Below are 21,873 nucleotides of genomic sequence, written 5' to 3'. Positions count from 1 at the left end.
CGACCGCGCACCCGCAACGACCGACTCGCAGAAGGTAATCATGAACGGCAGCAAGGTTTTCCGTCGGCCGGTGTCGACTACCGAGCGCATGTATTTCCCGATGCGCGAGCTGGCACCGCCCTTCCTCATGCAGCTGGTCGTTCCCGGTGAGGGCAACATCGAGCCGGAGTCATTGCGCACAGCGGTATCGACGGCCGCGGCAGTCACTCCCGGCGCGCGACTGCGCCGCCACGGCGCCGAGTGGATCGACAGCGAGATCGCCCCGGCGGTGCGGGTGGTATCCGACCATCGGCTGAGCTCCCCCGCGCTCGAGACCGACCCGGTCCTCACCAGTGAGATCGGGCCGAACCCCGACGCCACCGTCGAGGTCCTGTTGCTCACCGGCGCATCGACGACGCTGATCTTCCGGGTCTTCCACGGCGTGATGGACGGCGTCGGCATGGTCGCGTGGGCGACCAATGTGCTGCGCGCACTGCGCGGCGAGGACCCCGTTCCCCACCTCGATCCGGTCGCCGACCAGGAGCTCGTCGCGCGGGTCGGCGCACCGGGCAGGCCGACTCCGATGGTCCCGCGCTACCGCGCGGCCGTCGGGCGAGGCAGGCAGCATCGTGATCTCGCACCTCATCTTCTGCGTCATCGGCGCATCGATGCTGCCGGCCCCGGCGCGCTGGCCCGCGTCTGCGCCCTGCTGGCCGCCGAAACCCCGGGCATCTCGCGCATCATGATGCCCGTCGACCTCCGTCGCCACGACCCCGCACTGCGCTCCACCGCCAACCTCGCGCTCCCGCTGTTCCTCGATATCGAACCCGGCCGCGGCTGGACCGCGATCAAGGATCAGATCAAGGCGGGACTGCGCGAACGGCGCGAGCTGAATCAACTCGCCAACACCCGCATCACGCTGGTACCCGACCCGATCAACCGCGCCGTGCTGCGCACCACGAACTGGCTCGGTGCCCGCCTCGGCCGAAACCTGGCCTCGGCCACCGTGTCCCACATGGGTCGCTTCACCGCAGCGGAACTCGCGGTCCCCGGCTTCCACCCGACCGGACTGTTCGTCCTGCCACAGCACAGCATCGCCATGCCCCTGCTGTTCGGGCTGACCGAATTCGACGGCCACACCCACCTGACCGTGTCAGCACGCAACGGCGCGGGCATCGAGTCCCGCCTCGAGGCCCTACTCGACCGCATCGCCGCCATGCTCGAAGCCGAACTTCCCACACCGAGTCCGGCAGACCAGCAGTAACCCCGCCGCACGGCCCCGGCGCCCAGGTCGCTACCGCGACTATCCTGAACCTCGTGGGCATCATCGGCGAACTCTTCCCAGGTAAGAAGCTGCAGAACGAAGGCAGCGGCGACTCCAACGGCCAACCCCACCTCGACTTGGACCTCGAGGCGGGCGTCCTCCGCCTGTCCGGCACCGCCACCCCGCACCCGACCGACGACGACGACGAATCCGACGCCTGACCTGCCATCTCAGCGACATCTGGAGCAAGCGAATCGGGAATTACCGGCAAGCTCTGGGTGCTAAGCGGACCTCGGCAGCCGGTCGTCCGGGACCAAATAGGTGATGCCGAGATCGCGCAGGACGATGCCGGGCTCGCTCGCGTGAACCGGACCGAGCGCCTTCACCAGCTCCACCGACGTCAGATGATCGGCCGGGTGGACGCCGTCGGTGGGATGGAAATCGACTGTGGCCGTGGCAGTTCCCGCTGCGGTGGTGGTGACCAGGCGATAGCGCAGCGGAACGGCGCCGGTGCCTCGGGTGTGGATCGAACGGTAAGTGATCCGGTCACCCAGGGTGTAGACCGCACCGGCCTGCTCGGGAGTATCGGAGCGTGAGCCGGAGAAGGCGGCGTCTTCCAGTACGCGCAGACCGGAGAAGTAGTAACCGGGCACCATCTCGTCCGGCACCGTGTTCCACGGATACACGCCGTCGTCAGGTAGCTCGAGCTCCTCGATCAGTTCGATCCTGGTGATCTCGCGCGTCGCCGCGGCGAGCGAGCGGGTGAGCCGGGCCGCGACCGCCGACTGGAAGCCGCCGGTGGCGTGCAGGGTGGACGATCCGTTGCGGCAGGCATCCCGCACCTCGTCCAGTGGGAGGGCTTCGAGGGGCAGCGCGGTCACCACGTCGCGGCCCGCGCCGAGCTGGGTGACTACCGCTTCGACGTCGGCAGTCAGGTGGACAACCACCGCGGCCGCGGAAGGCGGCACGACAGAGATATCGGGGTGTACGGCGATCCGGTCGGCGAGCGGCCCGGCGCCGAGCACCGCGACCGGAAGCGGGGAGGTCATGCTGTCTCCAGACGGTATCGGGGGCTCAGATCGGGCGTCGCGACACCGGCAGGCGCCGCACAGAGTTCCGGGATGACGTCGAGCATCGCCTTGACCGAGATGTCGGTGACCGCGGACCAATCGCCCTCGTACGACTCGTCGTCGAGTTCGTTGCGCATCTCGATCCGGGCGGGGCTGCCGTCCAGCGTGATCACATGCCCGCCGGCCAGGCTGCGCGGATGATCCGGCCCGAGGTGGGCGTTGCCCGGTCCGACGTGCCAGCATTCGGCGTTGGTCATGAACAACCGGTCGCCGAGGTAGCCGCGGTAGCTCATGTGGATGGCGCCGACAGTGCCCGGCTCGATCACACTGCCGCCGGCCTGCACCCGGGTCCGCGCCGGCACCGGATAGACGTGCCGTTCCACCCGCACCTCCTCGGCGCCGGCGCCGAACAGCGTGTGCGCGACGTTGGCGAGCACCGCGTCGAAGTAGAAGTGCTGCATGAGCGCGATGGCGTGGTTGGAGTCGACCGCGCTCAGCGGCATGCCGAAACCGAGGCTGGCCAGCCCGCCCCACATGCCGTCCGGCGCGGCCGAAAGATCGCCGACCTCGAGGAATTTCACCTCGCGCACCTCGTCGAGCAGCCCGGCCAGGCGTAGCAGCAGTTGCTCCACCATGAGTCCGGGGTGCAGGCCCGTGCCATGCAGCGATACCCCGCCCCGCAGGCAGGCGGCCTGAAGTCGCTCGCCGGTGGCCCGGCGTGGGATCGCCCGGTCCACCACCGGCGCTGCCAGACGCTCCAAGACCGGGCCGGTGAATCGGACCGGGCCCGAATCCACCACGCGCATCAGCTTTTTCAGCGTCGACAGTGCCTTGGGCAACTGCGGCCCGAAGGCGCCTCCGGTCACCCGCATCTGCGCGACAGTGCGCAATACCTCCAGGGGCGAACGCGATTCGGACAGCCAGGTGGGCATGGCCGGATTGTGATAGGACGCCGCGGACACCACGTTCTTGCCGGACTCGAGCAGGTCGAGCACGTCGGCGTCCGCGCCCTGCACCAGGGACGGTGTCGTCGGTGTGTGCACGACGCAATCCGCTTTCAGTGCAAGGATTTCCGCTTTGGACGTGGTCGCCTTGATGCCCACCGGCGCCAGCCCGGCCAGTTCGCCGATGTCCTTGCCGTGCTTGTGCGGGCTGAACACCTTGACGCCGACGACCTCGAAATCGGGGGATCCCAGCGCCGTGCGCAGTGCCCGCCCACCCATGTCGCCGGGACCCCAAATGATCAACCGATACGGACGTGTCACAACCGCCTCCTTGCCGTTGGCGGTATGTCTAACACGCCAAGCCGTGAGATATATAGGCTTTGATTCTCTTATTGTCTCGTCGCGCGATCTGCCGTAGCTTCTCCTTCGAGTCAAGACCTGATTTCTTCGAAGTTCTCTCACGATGCGGCAGCGCCAGAGGTATCACTGTGCAGAATCAACCACCCGTAGCCGAACTGCTGGAGTCCCTGGCCGAACTGCTGGAGAGCACACTGCTGCCGGCCTTGCCGCCCGCTCTGCAGCACCGTGCGCGGGTGGGGGCGAATCTGGCCAGGATCGTGCGTCGCGAGATCGACCTCGCGCCGGCGGCGACGCGACATGAACACGAACTCCTGGGCGCGGCCGACGACGAGCGCGCCTTGTGGCAGGCACTTGTCGAGGTGGTGCGCGCCGACCTGGCGATCGCCAAACCCGGTTACGACAGCTGGGAGGGCGAGTGACCACCGATCTCGTCACAGGTCTGGCCGAGTTCCTGACCCGGACCTGGGCCGCGCCCACGCGAGTAGACGAGCTGGAGTACCTCTCGGCCGGCGCGCGCCGGCGCAACGTCGGCTTCACCGCGCACGTCGAAGGGGAGCGCGCCCGCAAGCTGGTCGCCACGCTCGTGCCGGCCGCCGTGCAGATCATGTCGGTCGAGGATGAGGCGGCGGTGCGCGAGCTGGCGCGCACGCACGGCGTGGCGGTGCCCGCGGTGGTGGCGGTCTGTGCGGATCCGACCGTGGTAGGCGAGCCGTTCGTTGTCAGCGACCACGTAGCCGGGGAGACCTTCCCACGCAGGGTATTACGCCTCATCGCGGCCGCGGACAACGCCGAGACGGTGGCCCGCGAATGGGGCGAGGCGATGGGCAGGCTGCACACCATCGATCCCGCCGCCGCTCCGCGCACCGTGCCCGCCGCGGGCGCCGATCCGGCCGCCGCCCTTTTCGCCGCGGCCGAGGCGGACGTGCGTGTGCTGCTCGGCGACCGGCCGGTGTTCACGCTGGCGCTGCGCTGGCTCGAACATCGGCTCCCTGGCCCGCCGCCGCGCACCGCGCTGCTGCACACCGACCTGCGCAACGGCAATATCGTCGTCGCCGCGGACGGTGTGCGGGCCGTGCTGGACTGGGAGGGCGCTCAGCGTTTCGGCGACCCGATGCGTGACGTGGCCTGGCCCGCACTGCGGATGTGGCGCTTCGGTGCGGATGGACGGGAGTTCGGCGGTTTCGCCGACCGCGCGAGCTTCCTGCGCGGCTACCAGGCCGCGGGCGGTGACTTCGATCTCGACAGATTCCGCTGGTGGAAGGTGATGGGCACGCTGGCCTGGGGCGTCGGACTGGCCACCCAGGCCGCCGCGCATGTAGACGGCAGCGTGCGCGACATCGTCATGGCCGCCAGCGGACGTCGTGTTTCGGAAATCGAGTGGGACCTGCTCATGCAGATTCGCCCCGAGGCGAAAGTTTAGGAGAGACAGTGGATTTCGAACTGCCCGAAGATCTGGCCGGATATCTGACCGAGCTGGATGCTTTCATCGAGGCCGAGATCATCCCGCTCGAGCAGCAGGCCGACAACATTCGTTTCTTCGACCACCGCCGTGAGGACGCCCGCACCGACTGGGACCGTGGCGGCCTGCCGACCGCGGAGTGGGAGCAATTGCTGGCCGAAGCGCGTCGTCGTGCCGATGCCGCGGGCCACTACCGCTATGCCTTCCCGCGCGAGTTCGGCGGGCGCGACGGCACCAATCTCGGGATGGCCGTGATTCGCGAGCACCTGGCCGGAAAGGGGCTCGGTCTACATTGCGACCTGCAGAACGAGCACGCCATCGTCGCCAACAATGTGGGTCTGCTGCTGATGCTCGAGTACGGCACCCCGGCCCAGCAAGCCCAGTGGGTGGACGGGCTGGCCGCGGGCACCAAGTTCTTCGCCTTCGGCATCACCGAGCCCGATCACGGTTCCGACGCCACCCACATGGCGACCACCGCTGTCCGGGCGGGCAACGACTGGATCATCAACGGGGCCAAGACGTGGAACACCGGAGTCCACATCGCCGACGCCGATCTGATCTTCGCCCGCACCGCGGGGCGACCCGGCGACGGACACGGCATCACCGCGTTCCTGGTGCCGATAGACGCGCCCGGCTTCCGGGTCGAGGAGTACCTCTGGACCTTCAACATGCCCACCGACCACGCGCGCATCTCGCTGACCGAGGTGCGGGTCCCGAGTTCGGCGATCTTCGGGCAGGAGGGCCTCGGGCTCGGAGTCGTCCAGCATTTCTTCAACGAGAACCGGATCCGCCAAGCGGCCTCCAGTCTCGGTGCGGCGCAGTACTGCATCGACCAATCCGTGGCCTACGCCAAGGAGCGCAGGCCTTTCGGCAAGCCGCTGGCAGTCAACCAGGCCATCCAGTTCCCGCTGGTGGAACTGCACACACAGTGCGAGATGCTGCGCGCGCTCATCCACAAGACCGCCTGGTCCATGGACACCTACGGCACTTTCGCTGCCTCCGAACAGGTTTCGATGTGCAACTACTGGGCCAACCGGCTGTGCTGTGAAGCCGCCGACCGGGCCATGCAAGTGCACGGTGGTCTCGGCTACTCGCGGCACAAGCCGTTCGAGCACATCTATCGCCACCATCGGCGCTACCGGATCACCGAGGGGGCGGAGGAGATTCAGATGCGGCGGGTGGCCGGGTATCTGTTCGGGTTCATGGACCGAACCGCGGTCAAAGGGGTGTGAGTCCGCGGCCCTACCCACCGAGGAAGGCCGTCCAGGCGAACACCGAGGCGGTGAGCGCGTTTTCCCATTCCGATTCCCGCTCCCGCGGCTCGTTCGGCGAGCCTGAAGGCGGAACCGCGCGCCGATTCGCCGACCACACGGCGATCCGATCCCACCACCGGCGCCCACTCCAGTGGATGTCGTCGCCGCCCATCGCTACCGTCGCCATCACGGCGCCGAGGATGCGTCGGCTGGCGGATGTGCGCGTCGACCACGAAGGAACGCCGCCCCGGTCGAACACCGCGGCGGTGCGCCGGGTGTCCTCGATGTCGATGGTCATGCCGCCGACCTTCCTGTCTCGCCGAGCAACCGCAGCATTTCAGGCGGCAGTCGCAGATAGTCGGGGTCGTCGTGATCGCGGGACGCTTCAGGGCGGGTTCCAGATTCCCCGCAATCCCACCGCGCCGACAGGTTTGTTCTCACCCGGATTCGATCGGCGCCCGGTGAATTACTCGCACCGATGCGCCGAATCATTGCGCCTGGATAGCGCGATGGCGATAGTTCTCGGCACGTCGTCGAGTAGGAGGCCGCCATGACCGCGACCGAACCCCCACGTTCCGGCGCACAAGCCGTCGACCGTGCCGTGTACGTGTTGAACTGCTTTCAGGGCGGCGACCCCGAATTGTCGCTGAGCGAATTGGCACAGCGCGCCGGGCTCCCGGTGAGCACCACCTTCCGACTGGCGCAGGCGCTGGTGCGCGGCAGGCTGTTGGAGCAGGACCCGGCGACCGATCGCTACCGGATCGGGCACGGACTGGCATGCCTGGCCCGTCCCGCGCTGTCGCGGCTCGGGCTCGACGACGCGGCGCCACACCTGTACGCGTTGGCCGCCGGCATCAAGATCACCGTCAGTCTCAGCGTCGCCGATGCCGACGAGGCCCTCACGGTGTTCCAGGCACGGCCACCGATCCACTTCTGCCACAACCAAATTCCGCAGGAGCGTAGGCCGTTGAGCACCAGCGCCGTCGGTCACGCGCTGCTCGCACACGCCACGGCGGGACTCGACCGCGGCAACGGCGAACTGTTCGACACCATTCGCCGTCGCGGGTACGCCATCGAGGAGATCGACAGCGAGGAACCGATCCGCGCGATCGCCGTCCCGGTTCTCGGGCCGGATCGACAGGTGTGGGGTGCGCTCGGTGTGCAGGCGCGCGCGGTACGCCTCGATCGCGATCTCGTTCGTGCCGTGCTGCCCGCGATGCACCAGATCGCGGTGCGCATCGGCCCCTATTTCCATACCGCGGCCGCAGGTGAGGGATTCGACGCACCATGATTTCCACGATGTGAAAACAGTATTGCCGAGTCGTTATCTGTTGGCGCACTATTGAATCGAGGCGGCGTCCCCTATGCCGATCACTTTCACGAAAGTCGCACCATGATCGAATCCCCCGCGCTCGTTCGCCGTCGTACGGTGGACTTGATGCGCCTGTCCCCCGGATTCTGTCGCAGCTGAAATAGCGGCGACATTCTCCCGTCGTCGAACTCCACTTTCTCTCATACCCCGTTAATCCGCCCTTCGTGTGCGGATCGTCGCGGCGTGCGCCCGTTGTGGCCCGCCGCGTGGTCCTCCACGCCGCAGAAAGAATTCGCGAAACATGTTGTCCACTACCTTCCGACGACGTCCGCTGCGTGCGCTTGCCGCCGCGCTCGTCGCACCCGCCGTCCTCGCGGTCGTCACCGCGTGCGGCGGCACCGATGCGGTGACGACCGCCGACGGCAAGACCGTGCTGCGCTACCAGGGACAGACCGGACAGGTCACGCCGTACGAGCTCGCCGACAACCTGGGCTACTTCACCGAGATCAGCTTTCAGTGGGAGGGCGACACCACCAGTGGCCCGGCCAATATCCAGGCGGCCGCCACCAAGCAGGTCGAATTCGGTAGCGCGTTCAACGGCGCGGTGGTCAAGCTCGCCGCAGGCGGCGCGCCGGTACAGGCGGTGCTGAGCTCCTACGGCTCCGATGCCAAGTCGTTCACCGGCTACTTCGTTCGCGACGACGCAGGCATCACCAATGCCCGTGACCTGATCGGCAAGAAGGTCGGCGTCAATACTCTCGGCGCGCACCACGAGTTCGTCACCCGCGAATGGCTGCACCAGCAGGGTCTGAGCGAGGCCGAGATCAAGCAGGTCCAGTTGATCGTGGTGCCGCCGGTCAACACCGAGGAGGCCTTGCGCAGCGGTCAGATCGACGTCGGCGCGCTCGGCAGCGTGTTCCGCGAGACCGCCGTCGAGCGCGGTGGCCTGCGCCCGCTGTTCACCGACAAGGACATCTTCGGCGAATTCGACTACGGCACCTACGTTTTCCGCAAGGACTACATCGCGCAGAACCCGGAGGCCGTCAAGGACTTCGTGCAGGGCACCGCGCGTGCCACCCGCTGGCTGCAGCTCACCCCGCGTGATCAGGTCGTCGCCAAGTTCACCGAGATCATCAACAAGCGCGGCCGCAACGAGAACCTCAAGCTGCTCGACTACTGGCGCAGCCCCGGTCTCCCGGTCCCCGGCGCGGTGATCGCGGACAAGGAGATCCAGATCTGGATCGATTGGCTCGAGCGCAACGGCGAACTGCCCAAGGGCAAGATCACCGCCAAGGACCTGTTCACCAACAAGGACAACCCCTACGCCAACGGCACCTACCAGCCGACCAGCGGTCCGACCGGAGAGGTGGTGGCCGCGAAATGACCGGCACCCCAGCCAAACTCGCGCTGCGATCGGTGAGCAAACAGTTCGCCGTGCGCGGCACCGACGAGAAGTTCACCGCGATCGACGACATCTCCATCGAGGTCGGGGCAGGCGAGTTCCTCGTCCTGGTCGGGCCCAGCGGCTCCGGCAAGTCCACGCTGCTCGACCTGCTGGGTGGGCTGAGCAAGCCCAGCTCCGGGCAGATCCTGCTCGACGGCACCCCGATCACCGGCCCCGGTCTCGACCGCGGCGTGGTGTTCCAGCAGTACGCGCTGCTGCCGTGGCGCACCGCTCGCACCAATATCCAGTTCGGCCTCGAGGCCAAGGGCATCGCTCGCAAGGAGCGCAAGGCGATCGCCGAGCACTACCTGGAGCTGGTCGGCCTGGCAGGCTTCGGCGACCGGTACCCGCACGAGTTGTCCGGCGGCATGAAGCAGCGCGTGGCGATCGCCCGCAGCCTGGCCTTCGATCCCGAGGTACTGCTGATGGACGAACCGTTCGCGGCGCTCGACGCACAGACCAGGGAGTCGCTGCAAGACGAGCTCCTGCGGATCTGGCGCACCACCGGCAAGACCATCCTGTTCATCACCCACGGCATCGACGAAGCGGTGTATCTGGGCCAGCGCGTCGCGGTGCTCACCTCACGCCCCGGCCGGGTGAAGGCCGTGATCGATATCGACATCGACCGCAGCGGCGATACCGATGTCCGCTCCAGCGAGCAGTTCCGCGACTACCGCCACCGGATCTGGACGGAACTGCAGAGCGAGGTGAGCCGGGCCCAGCGCCTGGAACTCGCCGCCGACGGCACCACGGCCGCCACGGCGGTCGCGTCCACCGACAGGAGTCCCGCCCATGTCTAGCGCCGTCCCCCTGCTCGTGCGCCCCGTCGAGGTCGCCGCGGCACCGGCCGCACCCCCACGTACATCCACCGCGGTGCCTGCCGCTCGCTCCGCGCTCGCCCGGGGGGTCAGCGCGGCAGGCAGCACTGCACTTCGCATCGCCAAACCACTGCTCGCCTTCGCGCTGCTACTCGGCACGTGGGAGTTGGCGCCGCGGTTCGGCCTGGTCGACGAGGTATTCCTCCCGCCGTTCTCCACGGTGGTGCAAGCCTTCGTCGAACTGGCGGGCAACGGCCAGCTGGCCGAACACACCTCGGCCAGCCTGACCCGATCGGTCACCGGCTTCTCGTTCGCCCTGGTGATCGCCGTCCCGGCCGGCATCGCCATCGCCTGGTACAAGCCGGTGTCGGATTTCCTCAATCCGGTCCTCGAACTGTTCCGCAACACCGCCGCGCTCGCGCTGCTTCCGGTGTTCGTGCTGATCCTCGGCATCGGCGAGACCTCGAAGATCGCGCTGATCGGCTACGCCACGTTCTTCCCGATCCTGCTCAACACCATCACCGGCGTGCGCACCGTCGACCCGCTGCTCGTGAAATCGGCGATCTCGCTGGGCTTCTCGCCACTGCGGTTGTTCCAGAAGGTGATCCTGCCCGCGGCGATTCCGTCCATCTTCACCGGCATCCGGATGGCCGCGGCGGGCTCGATCCTGGTCCTCATCGCCGCCGAGATGATCGGCGCGCGAGCCGGTCTGGGCTATCTCATCACCGCCGCGCAGCAGAACTTCCAGATTCCGCAGATGTACGCGGGGATCGTGGCTATCTCGCTGATCGGTCTCGGTTTCAACTTCGCCCTCGTCGCCCTGGAACGCCGGCTCTCGCGCTGGCGCACCTCACCGACCAATGCCTGATCAGGAGATCACCATGTCCGGCAGAACCTTTCACCTCAACGCCTTCCTGATGGGCGTCGGCCACCACGAGGCCGCGTGGCGCCATCCGCGCACCGACGAGCAGCGCGTGCTCGATGTGCGCCACTTCCAGGAACTGGCGCGCATCGCCGAGCGCGGCAAGCTCGACTCGGTGTTCTTCGCCGACACCCTCGCCGTGGGCCCGCGGATCGAACGCAACACCCTCACCGTGTTCGAACCGATCACTCTGCTGTCGGCGATCGCCGCGGTCACCGAGCGGATCGGCCTGATCGCCACCGCGTCGACCAGCTACAACGAACCGTTCAATCTCGCACGCAAGTTCGCCTCGCTCGACCACATCAGCGCGGGCCGTGCCGGATGGAACATCGTCACCTCCGGCAATGTCGACGAGGCCTACAACTTCGGGCTCGACGCGATCCCCGAGCACGCTCGCCGCTACGAACGCGCCGAGGAGTTCGTCGACGTCGCCTTGGCCCTGTGGGACAGCTGGGAAACCGAAGCGATCGTGCTCGACACCGAGACCGGCGTCTTCGCCGACCCGAGCCGGGTGCACACCCTCGACTACGCGGGCGAACGGTTCCGTGTGCGCGGCCCACTGAACTCCCCTCGCGGACCGCAGGGTCGTCCGCTGCTGGTGCAGGCCGGGTCCTCGGAATCGGGCAAGGAGTTCGCCGCACACCGCGCCGAAGCCGTGTTCACCGCACAGCGCACCCTCGACGAGGGCGTGCGGTTCTACCGCGATCTCAAGTCACGCTTGGCGAAATACGGTCGCGCACAGGATGACCTGAAGGTGCTGCCCGGTCTGGTGCCGTTCATCGCCGATACCGTCGAGGAGGCCAGGGCCCTCGAACAGGAGTTCACCGACCTGATCTCGCCCGACTACGCACTGCGCCAGCTCTCGTCGATGCTCGGTGTCGACCTCACCGCACACGCGCTGGACACACCGTTACCGCCGCTGCCCGCCGAGAGCGAGATCGAGGGCGGCAAGAGCAGATTCACGCTGGTCAAGGAGCTGGCCGAGAACGAGGACCTCACCGTGCGTCAGCTCATCGGCAAGCTAGGTGGCGGCCGCGGTCACCGCACCTTCGCCGGGACGCCCGAGCAGGTCGCCGATGAACTGCAGAGCTGGTTCGACGCCGGTGCCGCCGACGGCTTCAACATCATGGCGCCCTACCTGCCCGGTGGACTGGCCGATTTCGTCGACCGCGTGGTACCGATCCTGCAGCAGCGCGGCCTGTTCCGCACCGACTACGAATCCACCACGCTGCGCGGCCATTACGGTCTCGCCCCGGTGGAAAGCCAGTTCGCCGAGCAGGATTCACGGGTGAGCGCCTGATGCGCGCCCGACGACTCGATATCGAGTTCATGCGGGTGGTGAGCAGTTCCTGTCGGCAATGACGACTCCCCCGACCCGGCGACAGACTTCACACGAAGGACCACCGACATGACCACCATCGAAAACCCCCGCCTCCGCACCGCTCTCGAGATCACCCAGGTCGCAGGCCACATCGGCGCCGAGGTGACCGGCGTCGACCTGCGCGAGGAACTCACCGACGCCCAGGTCGACGAGCTCACCGCGGCGCTGCACCGGCACAAGGTGCTGTTCTTCCGCGACCAACAGATCGGGCACACCGAACAGATCGCGTTCTCCCGACGCTTCGGCGCGGTCACCCCGTCGCATCCCTACGACGACGACGCACCCACCGAACACCCGGAGATCCTGGCCGTCGACAGCCGCCTCTACGAGAAGAAGTTCGGTCGCAAGAAGTTCAGCTACACCAACAAATGGCACACCGATGTCTCGCCGCTGATCAATCCGCCCGCGGCCTCGATCCTGCGTGCCGAGATCGCACCGGAGATCGGCGGCGACACCCAGTGGACCAACCTGGCCGCGGCCTACGCCGGTCTGCCGGAATCGCTGCGCACCTTCCTCGACGGACTGCGCGCCGAGCACCGCTTCGGTGGCCGGATTCCGCCGTGGGAGGCGCGCAGCGAGTACGCCCGCAAAATCGCCGCGGCACCGCTGGTGACCGAACACCCTGTCGTGCGCGTCCACCCGGTAACCGGTGAGCGCGTGCTGTTCGTCAACCCCGGCTTCACCACCAGGATCCTCGGCCTGACTCCGCCCCAGAGCGATGCCCTGTTGCAGTTGCTGTTCGACGAGATCTCGCACCCCGCCTACACCGTCCGCTTCCGCTGGGAAAAGGGCAGCATCGCCTTCTGGGACAACCGCGCCACCGCGCACCTCGCCCCCAGCGACCTCGACCACCTCGACGTCACCCGGGTCCTCTACCGCACCACCCTCGAGGGCGACATCCCGGTCGGCGTCGACGGCGCGACCTCCACTCCGATCGCCGGCGCGAAGTTCACCGGCGCCTGAGAACCGTTGCGGTGCCCGCACCTTCGTGTCGGGCACCGCACTCCGGCCCTCGGTGGCCACGACCGTGCGCGCGGCGCGCGCCGACACACACAGGAGCACACATGACCGAACCGTGGCACACCAGTACCGACGTGCTCGTCATCGGCGGCGGTCCCGCGGCATCCTGGGCCGCGATCCACGCCCGTGAAGCAGGCGCCGAGGTGATCCTGGTCGACAAGGGCTACTGCGGAACCAGCGGCGCCACAGCACCTTCCGGCACCGGCGTCTGGTACGTCGCACCCGAAGCCGCCGCCCGCGCCAACGCGAAGGCGAGCAGGGAGGCACTCGGCGGTCATCTCGCCGACCACTATTGGATGGATCGCGTCCTCGACCAGACCTACGCCAACATGAACCGGCTCGCCGTCGAGGGCCGCTACCCGTTCCCGGTGGACCCGGCCACCGGTGCGCAGTTGCGCACCGGTGTGCAGGGGCCGGAGTACATGCGCCGAATGCGGGCTTGGCTCAACCGGCTCGGTGTGCAGGTCCACGATCACTCGCCCGCCCTGGAACTGCTCGTCGACGAGACGGGCGCGGTGCGTGGTGCGGCAGGCTATCAGCGTCAGCTGGATCGGGACTACCGGATAACCGCGGGCGCGGTAGTGCTCGCCACCGGCGGGTGCGCGTTCCTCTCCCGCGCACTCGGTACCAATGTCGACACCGGCGACGGTGCGTTGATGGCGGCCGAGGCGGGCGTGCGGTTCTCCGGCATGGAGTTCTCCAACGCCTATGCCATCGTGCCCAAGGGTTCCACCATCACCAAGACCGCCTACTACGGCTATGCCACCTTCTTCGGCGAGGACGGCCGGGTACTCGAGGAGGCCGGGTCGACCAAGGGGCGCTCGGTGATCGCCCGAACCCTGTTGCAGGAGAGGGTGTTCGCGCAGCTCGATCGCGCGGACGAAACCGTGCAGGCGCAGATGCGGGTGGGGCAGCCGAACTTCTTCTTGCAGTTCGACCGGCGCGGTATCGATCCGTTCACCGACCGGTTCGAGATCGACCTGCTCGCCGAGGGCACGGTGCGTGGCACCGGCGGCATCGATGTGGTCGACGATCACTGCGCGACAACGGTTCCCGGCCTGTACGTCGCGGGCGACGCGGCCACCCGCGAACGAATCTGTGGCGGTTTCACGGGCGGTGGTAGCCATAACGCCGCGTGGGCGATGTCGTCGGGAAGCTGGGCGGGTGCGGGCGCCGCGCACTATGCCACGACAGCCGGCCGATCCAGTGGTGCGGTGCACGGGATCGGTGGAGTCGGCTTGCGCCCCCACGAGTCGCGGTCGGTCACCGCGACCGAGGTCGTCACCGCCGCGCAGGACGAGTTGATCCCCTTCGAGAAGAACTATCTGCGCCACGGCGACCGGCTGCGCCCCGCCCTCGCCCGGCTCGACGAACTGTGGGATGCCGCGTCGGCGGGTCTCGGCGGCGGAACCGGCGACGAACGGGTCAGGGCCCGGCAGGCCGCGGCGATCACCGCGGTCGGGCGCCTCATGTACCGATCCGCGTTGGCGCGCACCGAGACTCGTGGGATGAGCAAACGCGCCGATCATCCCGACCTCGATCCGGCACAGCATCACCACCTGCATTCGGGTGGGCTCGACAAGCCGTGGGTCGACCCGGCGGGCACCCGCAACTCGGGTCTGGCGGTGGCGTCGTGATCGAACTGCTGCGCGCACAGGACTGCATCGGCTGCGACAAATGCGTGACGGCCTGCCCCACCAATGTCTTCGATCGCGTCGACGGCGGGATCCCGGTTATCGCACGGCAATCGGACTGCCAGACCTGCTTCATGTGCGAGGCGTACTGCCCGACCGACGCCCTCTACGTCGCGCCGGAGGTCACGCCACTGCCGCCGGACGCGGCGTTACCCACCGAGCACATCGGCCGGTATCGCGAGAAACTCGGTTGGGGGCACGGGCGCACCGCGGGCGCACAGGTCGCGGTGGGGCCGCGACTCCCGCACGGGGCGCCGCCCCCGCGCCTCAACCCCTGAGCGTGGGCGGTATCGGGTGGCGCAGCGGGCCGAACAGTGGGTCGTCGAACACGCTCTGTTCGACGACCGGGTCCGGTTCACGCAGGAGGCCCGCGGTGCTGACATCGGACCAGTCGTATCGTCCGTCCTCGCACTGCAATTCGACCATCGAGACCGCGGAGATCGTGTCGTCGAGGGCGAAGTCGGCGAACCCGTCCTCGGCGAGCGCGGTGCGGATCTCGTGCACCGGTGTCGGGTGGGTCGCGTGGGCCAGCGCCAGGTAGGGGCGCAGCGGCTCACCGTAGTCGGGGATCCGTTCCCGGATCCACACCTCGGTCAGCGCGTCGGTCAGGTCCGCACGCACCCGGAGCAGTTCGTCCGAGACGGTGATGGGCAACCGGATCGACTCGGCGGTGACCTCTGGGGGTCCGAACGCGAGTTGGAACGGCGCGAGCTGGGCGAGTAGATCGCGCGCGCCTGCCACCAGGGCCGCCAGGTGCACCCCTTTGACCGCGTCGGCGAACCCGATGCCCTGCACACCGATCCGCAGCCGCGCGGCGTCGACCTGCTCGAGGCCGGGCAGGCGAGAGAGAGTGGGCGCGAAGATCTCGAGCAGTTTGTCGGCGACCGGCTGGCTCGGCGTGATCTGCCAGTTGTAGAACGAACGACCCGGTGTCCACCCCGGACGCCACCACCACCGGCTGGCAACGGTCATCTCGCTCGCGATCATGGTGCGCAACCTCCCGACCTCGGCTGACACGATCGGCATCGATGCGATGCCGGCTACCTCACAGCGACGGTATTCCCGGTGTGATCGGCGAGCAACCTGACGAGACCGTTCCGTTGCGCCTTCGACGCACTACACTGACTGCCATGCCCGTTCGTCGGCTGATCACGCTTTCCGCGTTCGCCCTCCTGCTTCCCCTCGCCGTTTCCGCGTGCACCATGACCGGACCCGGCTCCACCTCCGAATGCACCGTGAGCGGCTGCACCGTCACCTTCGACCGGGGCGTGAGCGCCAAGGCCTCGGTCCTCGGTATCGACGCCGAACTCGTCGCCGTGAACGGTGACATGGTCACCCTGAGCATCGGTGGCCAGCAGATCACGGTTCCGGTCGGCCAGTCCCAGGCCAGCAACGGCACGAATGTTCGCGTCAGCGAGGTGACCGATGACAAGGTCGTCGTCGTCTTCGCGACCGGCCTGAACCCGAACTGATCATCCGGGCACGTTCGACCGACCTGCCGGTGCACTGACCACCCAGGGCGCGTTCGGTTGATCGAGGATCCAGCGCCAGCTGCCGTCGGGCTGCCTGCGTGCCACCTCCACGGTCGCGCCGGGGCCACCGGGCAGACGCGACGATGTCAGAGCCAGATCGCCCGCGAGTAAGGCGGGTGCCTGGTGACCGGGTTGGAACACCGGTCGATCGGCGACCAGTCGCGCATAGGCTGCCCGGATCTGGTCCACCCCGGTCGCGATGACCCCATCCGGCAGTGCGAGCACCGCGTCGGACTCGTACAGCTCGACGAGTCCGTCCACATCACCGGCGTTCAATCGCTCGACCACCAGCCGGCTCAGATCTTCCGGGCGCTGCGCACGTTCTCGCACATTCTCGGCCATCGCCACCCTCCCTCGACTCGGGTTGTGCGACAACGGTAACGCCGGGGTACGACACGAATCGGGCGCGCGACTCGGAATCAGGGGTGTTCGTGCATCGTCACCGCGAATCGGTACCAATTTCCGTCATAGGGCGTATAAACGGGCTGATATCCCGCACCGCCGTGATCCGGCGGCGGAGTTCCCGGCGGGAAGTAGGCCAAACCGCCGACAATCGCCATGTCATCGATAGTGAACTGGCATCCACCGTCGTCGGGCCTGACGCCAGTGGTCCGAATGACACCGAACCATCGCCCCTCCGATTCCCGGCAATGCCGCGCGGCATCGGTCATCGCCTCGGACGACAGCCACCACCCCACTTTGTCCGGCACCCCGAACCACACCAGGCCCAGCCCGACGATCACCACCACCGGGGCGACGACGACGGCCCGATACTCCCGATACCGAGCACACCCGATCGGCGCCAGAATCGTCCAGGACACCCCGCAGGCCAGCAGCATCAATACCGCCACAACCCAGCCGAGAAGGTCGATGTGCGTGGCATCGACCACGAGCATCACCGCGATCGCCACCGTCGCGACCCCGGTGGTGACCCACATCGCCACCGCCCATCGCCGTGGCACCTCAACCGTCGTCTGCGTCCCCACCGTCGTCATCAGCCCACTCTACGAGCGGCTCGCGCCCCGATGAACGGCGAAACCCCCGAAAGCCAACGGCCTCCAGGGGTTTCACAGAAACAGCGTGATCTCAGCTGATCACAGCGGCGGGAATCCCGACGATCCGGTCGCCATCCAGTTCCAGAACTCGGTGACGCGGTTGAGGACCAACGCCATGATGTCGAGGGCAGTGCTTCCCATTGTCTTCCTTCACATTCGAACGAACACTTCGCGCCTTCACCATAGCAACCGGCCTCGAGTGAGCAACGTTGTGATAACAGACAGATGACGACGCCCACGCTGGTTTCCGACAACGACCCCATACCGGTCACCGGCCCCGCGCTGCGGATATATCCGGCCGACAATCCACGGATGCACCGATCGCCATATAACGAACGGCATATATGAATTGCGGCAGGTGAACGCAAGGGAAACAAACTTCGACGACCGCCTCCGCCAGTGTGATCGTGCATACAAGAATCGTCCCATCCGGAATGAACAAAATATCTGGAGACAATCACGTACCCGAATGCACCCACGCCCAACACTGAAGCACGACAAGAGAACCCGTCATGCGCTGACATAAAGCAGCAGGCGACAGACTTTTGTTCAATGAAACCGTGATGCCCGTCACCGTATTCCTCTCAGCAGAATCACATATACGATCACTCTCGCCGAGGCTTCACGGAAATGTATTACCGCCGAAGTTCGACGCATCAGGTGACACAGTGCGGTGTTCTCCCGAATCCCACCCTTCCGCCGCTTCGGCATGCATTCGTCACGAGGTGAACCGGTCATGGAATACACCCACCTGTCCGAATTCGAAATCCGTTCAGGCGTTTTGTCGATGTGGACGCCCGAACTCGCCGCCGACGCGTGGCAGCTCGATGATCGTCCACTGACCAGCGTGCACGCCGATTACTGCGCGAGCGTCGATCCCGCCGATCCGCTGCCCGGTCGCGGCCGCTGGATCGGCACCATCTTCGAGATGGACGCCCCGCTCGACGCCCCCACCTGGCGTGAGACGCTGCGACGCTGGCACGCCAGGCACGAGGGTTTGCGCACCACGGTGAGCACCGCAGCCTCGGGCGAACCTCGCAGACTCGTCGCCGCACCCGCCACCGTCGGCATCGCCGAGCAGCCAGTAGCCGAACTCACCGACGGCACCCGGATCAACGAATTCCTTCGTGGCACGCTCGAAGAGCGTCTGTCGCCTCTGGTGTGGCCACACTGCCTCGCGGCCACGATCGAGCACGCTGACACCGGCGATTTCACGGTGCTCGTCGCCGCCGATCACTCGGTGATGGACGCCTATTCCCAAGCCATTCTGATCCTCGAACTGCGCACGCTCTACCGCGAGGTCGCGGCGGGCGAACAGGCGCGCGAGTCCGTCACTTTCGGCAGCGCGGCCGACTTCGCCGTTCTGGAACGGGCGAGCGTGGCCGAACTGGATCCGGCCTGCGCAGCGGTCGCCACCTGGCGTGAGTTCCTCGCCGACGGTGCGATGCCGCGCTTCGCCCCGCATGCCCAGCGGCCCGCTCCCGCGGACCTACCCCAGCCCAGCGTGTCGCGGCGGCTGCTCGATCTCGGCGAACTCGAGCAGATCGAAGCGATCCTCGACCAGGTGCGGCACCGGATGTCGGTAGCGGTGTTCGCCGCGTTGGCCGTGGCCAATCAACAGCGGTTCGGCACGAACCGGATGCGCACCGCGATGCCGATCGCAACCCGCCCTGACCTGCGCTGGATGGAATCGATGGGCTGGTTCGTCAACGTGGTGCCGGTCGATATCGCCCTGCCCACCGGCGCGGGCATCGCCGAGGCCATGGATCTCGCCCGTGCCGCGTTACGTCGTTCGCGCACCGCCAACGACGCCTCCTGGTCGCGGGTACTCGACCTGCTCGACGTCACCGAGACACCGCGGTTCGGCATTTCCTTCCTCGATATCCGGGTCCTGCCCGGCTACGAGTTGGTCGCTGACCTGCGTGGGCGGACCTTGCGCGCGGAGTCGTACTCACCCGACGAGGTGTTCCTGTGGGTGGTGCGCGCGGCCGACGGGCTGTACGTGTCGACCCGGTACCCGGCGGGGTTCCCCGCCGAGGTGATGGACGAATTCCTGACCGCGTTCGGGCAGGCATTGTCGTCGATCACCGCCGCGGTACATGCGGGTCCCACTGCCGACGCGCTCCGTGTCGCCGTGCAGGCGGGATGAGCGGATGCGGTCACTGTTGGCATTCACCGGCAGCCGCGGCGACGCCCAGCCCGGCATCCTGCTGGCCCATGCGCTGCGCGAGCGCGGTCACGACGTGACGTTGGCGCTCGCGCCGAACCTCGTCGCCTTCGCCCATGATCACGGTGTTCCCGCGGTTCCGTTCGGCCGCGATACCGCCGATCTGCTGCACGCGCAGCGCACCGACCGACGCTTCACCAGCCGCGACCCACGCGCCCGGCTGCGGGCGCTGTTCGACCTGCAGCGACGTGGAGTGCCCGAGCAGATGAAGGACCTGCGTGCGCTGGCACCCGGACACGATGTGGTGGTCGCGGGAATGGCGGGCGAGGAAGCCGCCGAGTCGGTGGCGCGGGCGGTCGGACTGCCGTTCGCGGCCGTGCACTTCTTCCCGATCCAGCCCAACAGCGCGGTCCCTGTCGCACCGGCGCGCTGGGCCGCCCGCCTGCCGGGGTTCGTGCACCGATGGGGTTGGTCGGTGTTGGCCCGGGCACGAGCCGCGGCCCTCGCCCCGGTCCTGCCCGTCATCACCGGGCCGAATCCGGCCAGCGTGCGAATTCAGGCCTACGACCCGCGGCTGTTCCCTGGTGTAGACGAACAGTTGCCAGGTCCGTTCGTCGGGTTTCCGGTCGATTCGAACGGATTTCTCACCAGTACAAAGCTTTCCGAGCCTCTGATGCCGTCACCGACTCTGGATGCGTGGCTGGATGCGGGATCCGCGCCGATCTACGTCGGATTCGGCTCCATGGATGTGGGCGATCCGGCCGCGTTCGTCGCGATCCTGCGCGAGGTGTGTGCCCGGCGAGGTCGTCGGCTGCTGCTCGCGTCGGGCTGGGTGACGATCGGTCCGGGGTTCGAGGATGCCGTCGCGATCGTCGGTCAGGTCGATCATGCCCGGGTGCTGCCTCGTTGTGTCGCGGCCGTGCACCACGGCGGCGCCGGGACGACGGCCGCCGCGCTGAGAGCGGGTGTGCCGCAAGTGATCTGCCCGGTCCAGGCCGACCAGCCCTACTGGGGCCAGGCGTTGCGGCGACTCGGCCTCGCGGCCACGATTCCTGCGAAGAAGCTCACCGGCGAACGCCTCGACGCACTACTCGATCTGGTCTCCCGTCCCGACGTGGTCCTGCGCGCGGCATTCTATGCCGCCGATTTCGCCACCGACGGTGTCGAGCGAGCCGCCGATGCCGTCGAGGCGCTTCTGGGTTCGCCGGTCGTCCCTGACCTGCTTCATTCCGCCGGGAGGCAACTGTGAATACCGATATCGCCATCCGCACCACCGGTCTCGGCAAGTCCTACGGCGATTTCACCGCCGTCGGCAGCGTCGATCTCACCATCGCGGCGGGCACCGTCTTCGCCCTGCTCGGTCCCAACGGCGCGGGCAAGACCACCACGGTCCGCATGCTCGCGACCCTGGTCCGTCCCGATCGCGGCACCGCCGAGATCTTCGGCTACGACATCGCGCGCGACGCCACCGCCGTGCGATCGATGATCGGGCTCACCGGCCAGTACGCATCGGTCGACGAAACCCTCACCGCCGGTGAGAATTTGCGGCTGTTCGGCCGTCTGCTCGGACTCTCCCGCCGAGATGCCGCGCGCCGCAGTGTCGAACTATTGGAAGAGTTCGAACTGTCGAAGGTCACCGACCGGCCGGTGAATCAGTTCTCCGGCGGCATGCGGCGGCGGCTCGATCTGGCGGCCACCCTGATCACCGATCCGCCGCTGATCTTCCTCGACGAGCCGACCACCGGCCTCGACCCGCATACCCGCGACAAGATGTGGGGAGTGATCCGGCGACTCGTCGCCCGTGGCGCGACCGTCCTGCTCACCACGCAATACCTCGAAGAAGCCGACGCATTGGCCGACCGGATCGCCGTCATCGACCGCGGGACGATCGTCGCCGAGGGCACCGCGGCGCAGCTGAAGTCCTCCATCGGCGACCAGGTGCTACGCCTGGAACTCGCCGATGCCGCCCAGTCCGCCCATGCGGAGGCCATCGTCGTCGAGCTCACCGGTGAGGTACCCGAGGGGTCCTCGGCGGGCATGCTCACCGTCGCGCTCACCGATGCCGGCACCGCCGCCGATATCGTCGCCGCCTGCCGCGCCGCGGGCATCGCGCTGCGCGGTTTCGCGGTCGACCGTCCCGATCTCAACGAAGTATTCCTCGCTCTGACCGGCACCGACCGCGTCGCCGCCTGATCCGAA

23 protein-coding genes are annotated in these 21,873 nt (G+C 67.5%); 17 read left to right on the top strand and 6 right to left on the bottom strand.

The window, feature by feature from the left end:
* The first annotated feature begins 40 nt into the window (after nt 1-40).
* Complete coding sequence (locus IBJ82_RS21280; protein ID WP_194827698.1) at nt 41-1,243, top strand: peptide synthetase; 1,203 nt, start codon at nt 41-43, stop codon at nt 1,241-1,243.
* Between the two features lie 53 nt (nt 1,244-1,296).
* Nucleotides 1,297-1,464: a hypothetical protein gene (locus IBJ82_RS21275; RefSeq protein ID WP_194827697.1), complete on the top strand. Its 168-nt coding sequence runs from the start codon at nt 1,297-1,299 to the stop codon at nt 1,462-1,464.
* A gap of 60 nt (nt 1,465-1,524) precedes the next feature.
* Here the strand turns inward: IBJ82_RS21275 and IBJ82_RS21270 are convergent, their stop codons facing one another.
* Nucleotides 1,525-2,292 (bottom strand): hypothetical protein, encoded by a 768-nt coding sequence (locus IBJ82_RS21270; RefSeq protein ID WP_194827696.1) that lies wholly within the window; start codon nt 2,290-2,292, stop codon nt 1,525-1,527.
* Complete coding sequence (locus IBJ82_RS21265) at nt 2,289-3,578, bottom strand: hypothetical protein (RefSeq protein WP_194827695.1); 1,290 nt, start codon at nt 3,576-3,578, stop codon at nt 2,289-2,291. Before IBJ82_RS21265 ends, IBJ82_RS21270 begins: the two co-directional genes overlap by 4 nt.
* Nucleotides 3,579-3,745: 167 nt before the next feature.
* Here IBJ82_RS21265 and IBJ82_RS21260 point away from each other — a divergent pair, with 167 nt between their 5' ends.
* From IBJ82_RS21260 to IBJ82_RS21250, 3 genes are read left to right on the top strand one after another with little or no spacing between them, the layout of a single operon-like run.
* On the top strand, nt 3,746-4,036 hold the full coding sequence (locus IBJ82_RS21260) for a DUF6285 domain-containing protein (protein WP_194827694.1): 291 nt from the start codon (nt 3,746-3,748) through the stop codon (nt 4,034-4,036).
* Nucleotides 4,033-5,037: a phosphotransferase family protein gene (locus IBJ82_RS21255; RefSeq protein WP_370585407.1), complete on the top strand. Its 1,005-nt coding sequence runs from the start codon at nt 4,033-4,035 to the stop codon at nt 5,035-5,037. The genes IBJ82_RS21260 and IBJ82_RS21255 overlap by 4 nt, the downstream gene beginning before the upstream one ends.
* Nucleotides 5,038-5,045: 8 nt before the next feature.
* Nucleotides 5,046-6,308, top strand: a complete 1,263-nt coding sequence (locus tag IBJ82_RS21250) for an acyl-CoA dehydrogenase family protein (protein WP_194827693.1) — start codon at nt 5,046-5,048, stop codon at nt 6,306-6,308.
* Nucleotides 6,309-6,318: 10 nt separating this feature from the next.
* Here the strand turns inward: IBJ82_RS21250 and IBJ82_RS21245 are convergent, their stop codons facing one another.
* The gene (locus IBJ82_RS21245) at nt 6,319-6,627 is read right to left on the bottom strand and encodes a hypothetical protein (RefSeq protein WP_194827692.1); all 309 of its coding nucleotides are present in this window, start codon (nt 6,625-6,627) and stop codon (nt 6,319-6,321) included.
* Between the two features lie 252 nt (nt 6,628-6,879).
* On the opposite strand from IBJ82_RS21245, the gene IBJ82_RS21240 reads away from it, so the two are divergent.
* The 8 genes from IBJ82_RS21240 (at nt 6,880) to IBJ82_RS21205 (ending at nt 15,198) form a co-directional block, all read left to right on the top strand.
* Nucleotides 6,880-7,620 (top strand): IclR family transcriptional regulator, encoded by a 741-nt coding sequence (locus IBJ82_RS21240; protein ID WP_194827691.1) that lies wholly within the window; start codon nt 6,880-6,882, stop codon nt 7,618-7,620.
* Between the two features lie 322 nt (nt 7,621-7,942).
* Complete coding sequence (locus IBJ82_RS21235; protein WP_194827690.1) at nt 7,943-9,025, top strand: ABC transporter substrate-binding protein; 1,083 nt, start codon at nt 7,943-7,945, stop codon at nt 9,023-9,025.
* On the top strand, nt 9,022-9,885 hold the full coding sequence (locus IBJ82_RS21230; protein ID WP_194827689.1) for an ABC transporter ATP-binding protein: 864 nt from the start codon (nt 9,022-9,024) through the stop codon (nt 9,883-9,885). The genes IBJ82_RS21235 and IBJ82_RS21230 overlap by 4 nt, the downstream gene beginning before the upstream one ends.
* Nucleotides 9,878-10,771: an ABC transporter permease gene (locus IBJ82_RS21225; protein WP_194827688.1), complete on the top strand. Its 894-nt coding sequence runs from the start codon at nt 9,878-9,880 to the stop codon at nt 10,769-10,771. The genes IBJ82_RS21230 and IBJ82_RS21225 overlap by 8 nt, the downstream gene beginning before the upstream one ends.
* A gap of 13 nt (nt 10,772-10,784) precedes the next feature.
* Nucleotides 10,785-12,125 (top strand): LLM class flavin-dependent oxidoreductase, encoded by a 1,341-nt coding sequence (locus IBJ82_RS21220; RefSeq protein WP_194827687.1) that lies wholly within the window; start codon nt 10,785-10,787, stop codon nt 12,123-12,125.
* A 108-nt stretch (nt 12,126-12,233) separates the two neighbouring features.
* Nucleotides 12,234-13,169, top strand: a complete 936-nt coding sequence (locus IBJ82_RS21215) for a TauD/TfdA family dioxygenase (RefSeq protein ID WP_194827686.1) — start codon at nt 12,234-12,236, stop codon at nt 13,167-13,169.
* Between the two features lie 101 nt (nt 13,170-13,270).
* A complete protein-coding gene (locus IBJ82_RS21210) occupies nt 13,271-14,863 on the top strand; it encodes an FAD-dependent oxidoreductase (protein WP_194827685.1) in 1,593 nt (530 codons plus the stop codon).
* Nucleotides 14,860-15,198: a ferredoxin family protein gene (locus tag IBJ82_RS21205; RefSeq protein ID WP_194827684.1), complete on the top strand. Its 339-nt coding sequence runs from the start codon at nt 14,860-14,862 to the stop codon at nt 15,196-15,198. The genes IBJ82_RS21210 and IBJ82_RS21205 overlap by 4 nt, the downstream gene beginning before the upstream one ends.
* Here IBJ82_RS21205 and IBJ82_RS21200 read toward each other — a convergent pair.
* Nucleotides 15,188-15,946: a 2'-5' RNA ligase family protein gene (locus tag IBJ82_RS21200; protein ID WP_194827683.1), complete on the bottom strand. Its 759-nt coding sequence runs from the start codon at nt 15,944-15,946 to the stop codon at nt 15,188-15,190. The two genes, IBJ82_RS21205 and IBJ82_RS21200, sit on opposite strands and share 11 nt — an antisense overlap.
* A 104-nt stretch (nt 15,947-16,050) precedes the next feature.
* Here IBJ82_RS21200 and IBJ82_RS21195 point away from each other — a divergent pair, with 104 nt between their 5' ends.
* Complete coding sequence (locus IBJ82_RS21195) at nt 16,051-16,392, top strand: hypothetical protein (protein ID WP_194827682.1); 342 nt, start codon at nt 16,051-16,053, stop codon at nt 16,390-16,392.
* Here the strand turns inward: IBJ82_RS21195 and IBJ82_RS21190 are convergent, their stop codons facing one another.
* Entirely contained in the window at nt 16,393-16,794 is a 402-nt protein-coding gene (locus tag IBJ82_RS21190) for a nuclear transport factor 2 family protein (RefSeq protein WP_194827681.1), read from the bottom strand. It abuts the gene before it with no gap.
* 77 nt (nt 16,795-16,871) lie between these two features.
* Nucleotides 16,872-17,447, bottom strand: a complete 576-nt coding sequence (locus IBJ82_RS21185) for a hypothetical protein (protein WP_194827680.1) — start codon at nt 17,445-17,447, stop codon at nt 16,872-16,874.
* A gap of 796 nt (nt 17,448-18,243) precedes the next feature.
* Here IBJ82_RS21185 and IBJ82_RS21180 point away from each other — a divergent pair.
* From IBJ82_RS21180 to IBJ82_RS21170, 3 genes are read left to right on the top strand one after another with little or no spacing between them, the layout of a single operon-like run.
* On the top strand, nt 18,244-19,656 hold the full coding sequence (locus IBJ82_RS21180; RefSeq protein WP_194827679.1) for a condensation domain-containing protein: 1,413 nt from the start codon (nt 18,244-18,246) through the stop codon (nt 19,654-19,656).
* Between the two features lie 4 nt (nt 19,657-19,660).
* Nucleotides 19,661-20,923, top strand: coding sequence for a glycosyltransferase (locus IBJ82_RS21175; protein ID WP_194827678.1), 1,263 nt, complete (start codon nt 19,661-19,663; stop codon nt 20,921-20,923).
* Complete coding sequence (locus IBJ82_RS21170) at nt 20,920-21,867, top strand: ATP-binding cassette domain-containing protein (RefSeq protein WP_194827677.1); 948 nt, start codon at nt 20,920-20,922, stop codon at nt 21,865-21,867. The genes IBJ82_RS21175 and IBJ82_RS21170 overlap by 4 nt, the downstream gene beginning before the upstream one ends.
* Nucleotides 21,868-21,873 lie beyond the last annotated feature (6 nt).

The organism is Nocardia sp. XZ_19_231, from assembly GCF_015355705.1.
In the GTDB taxonomy this organism is placed as follows: domain Bacteria; phylum Actinomycetota; class Actinomycetes; order Mycobacteriales; family Mycobacteriaceae; genus Nocardia; species Nocardia salmonicida.
This window is presented reverse-complemented; position numbering and strand designations above follow the sequence as displayed.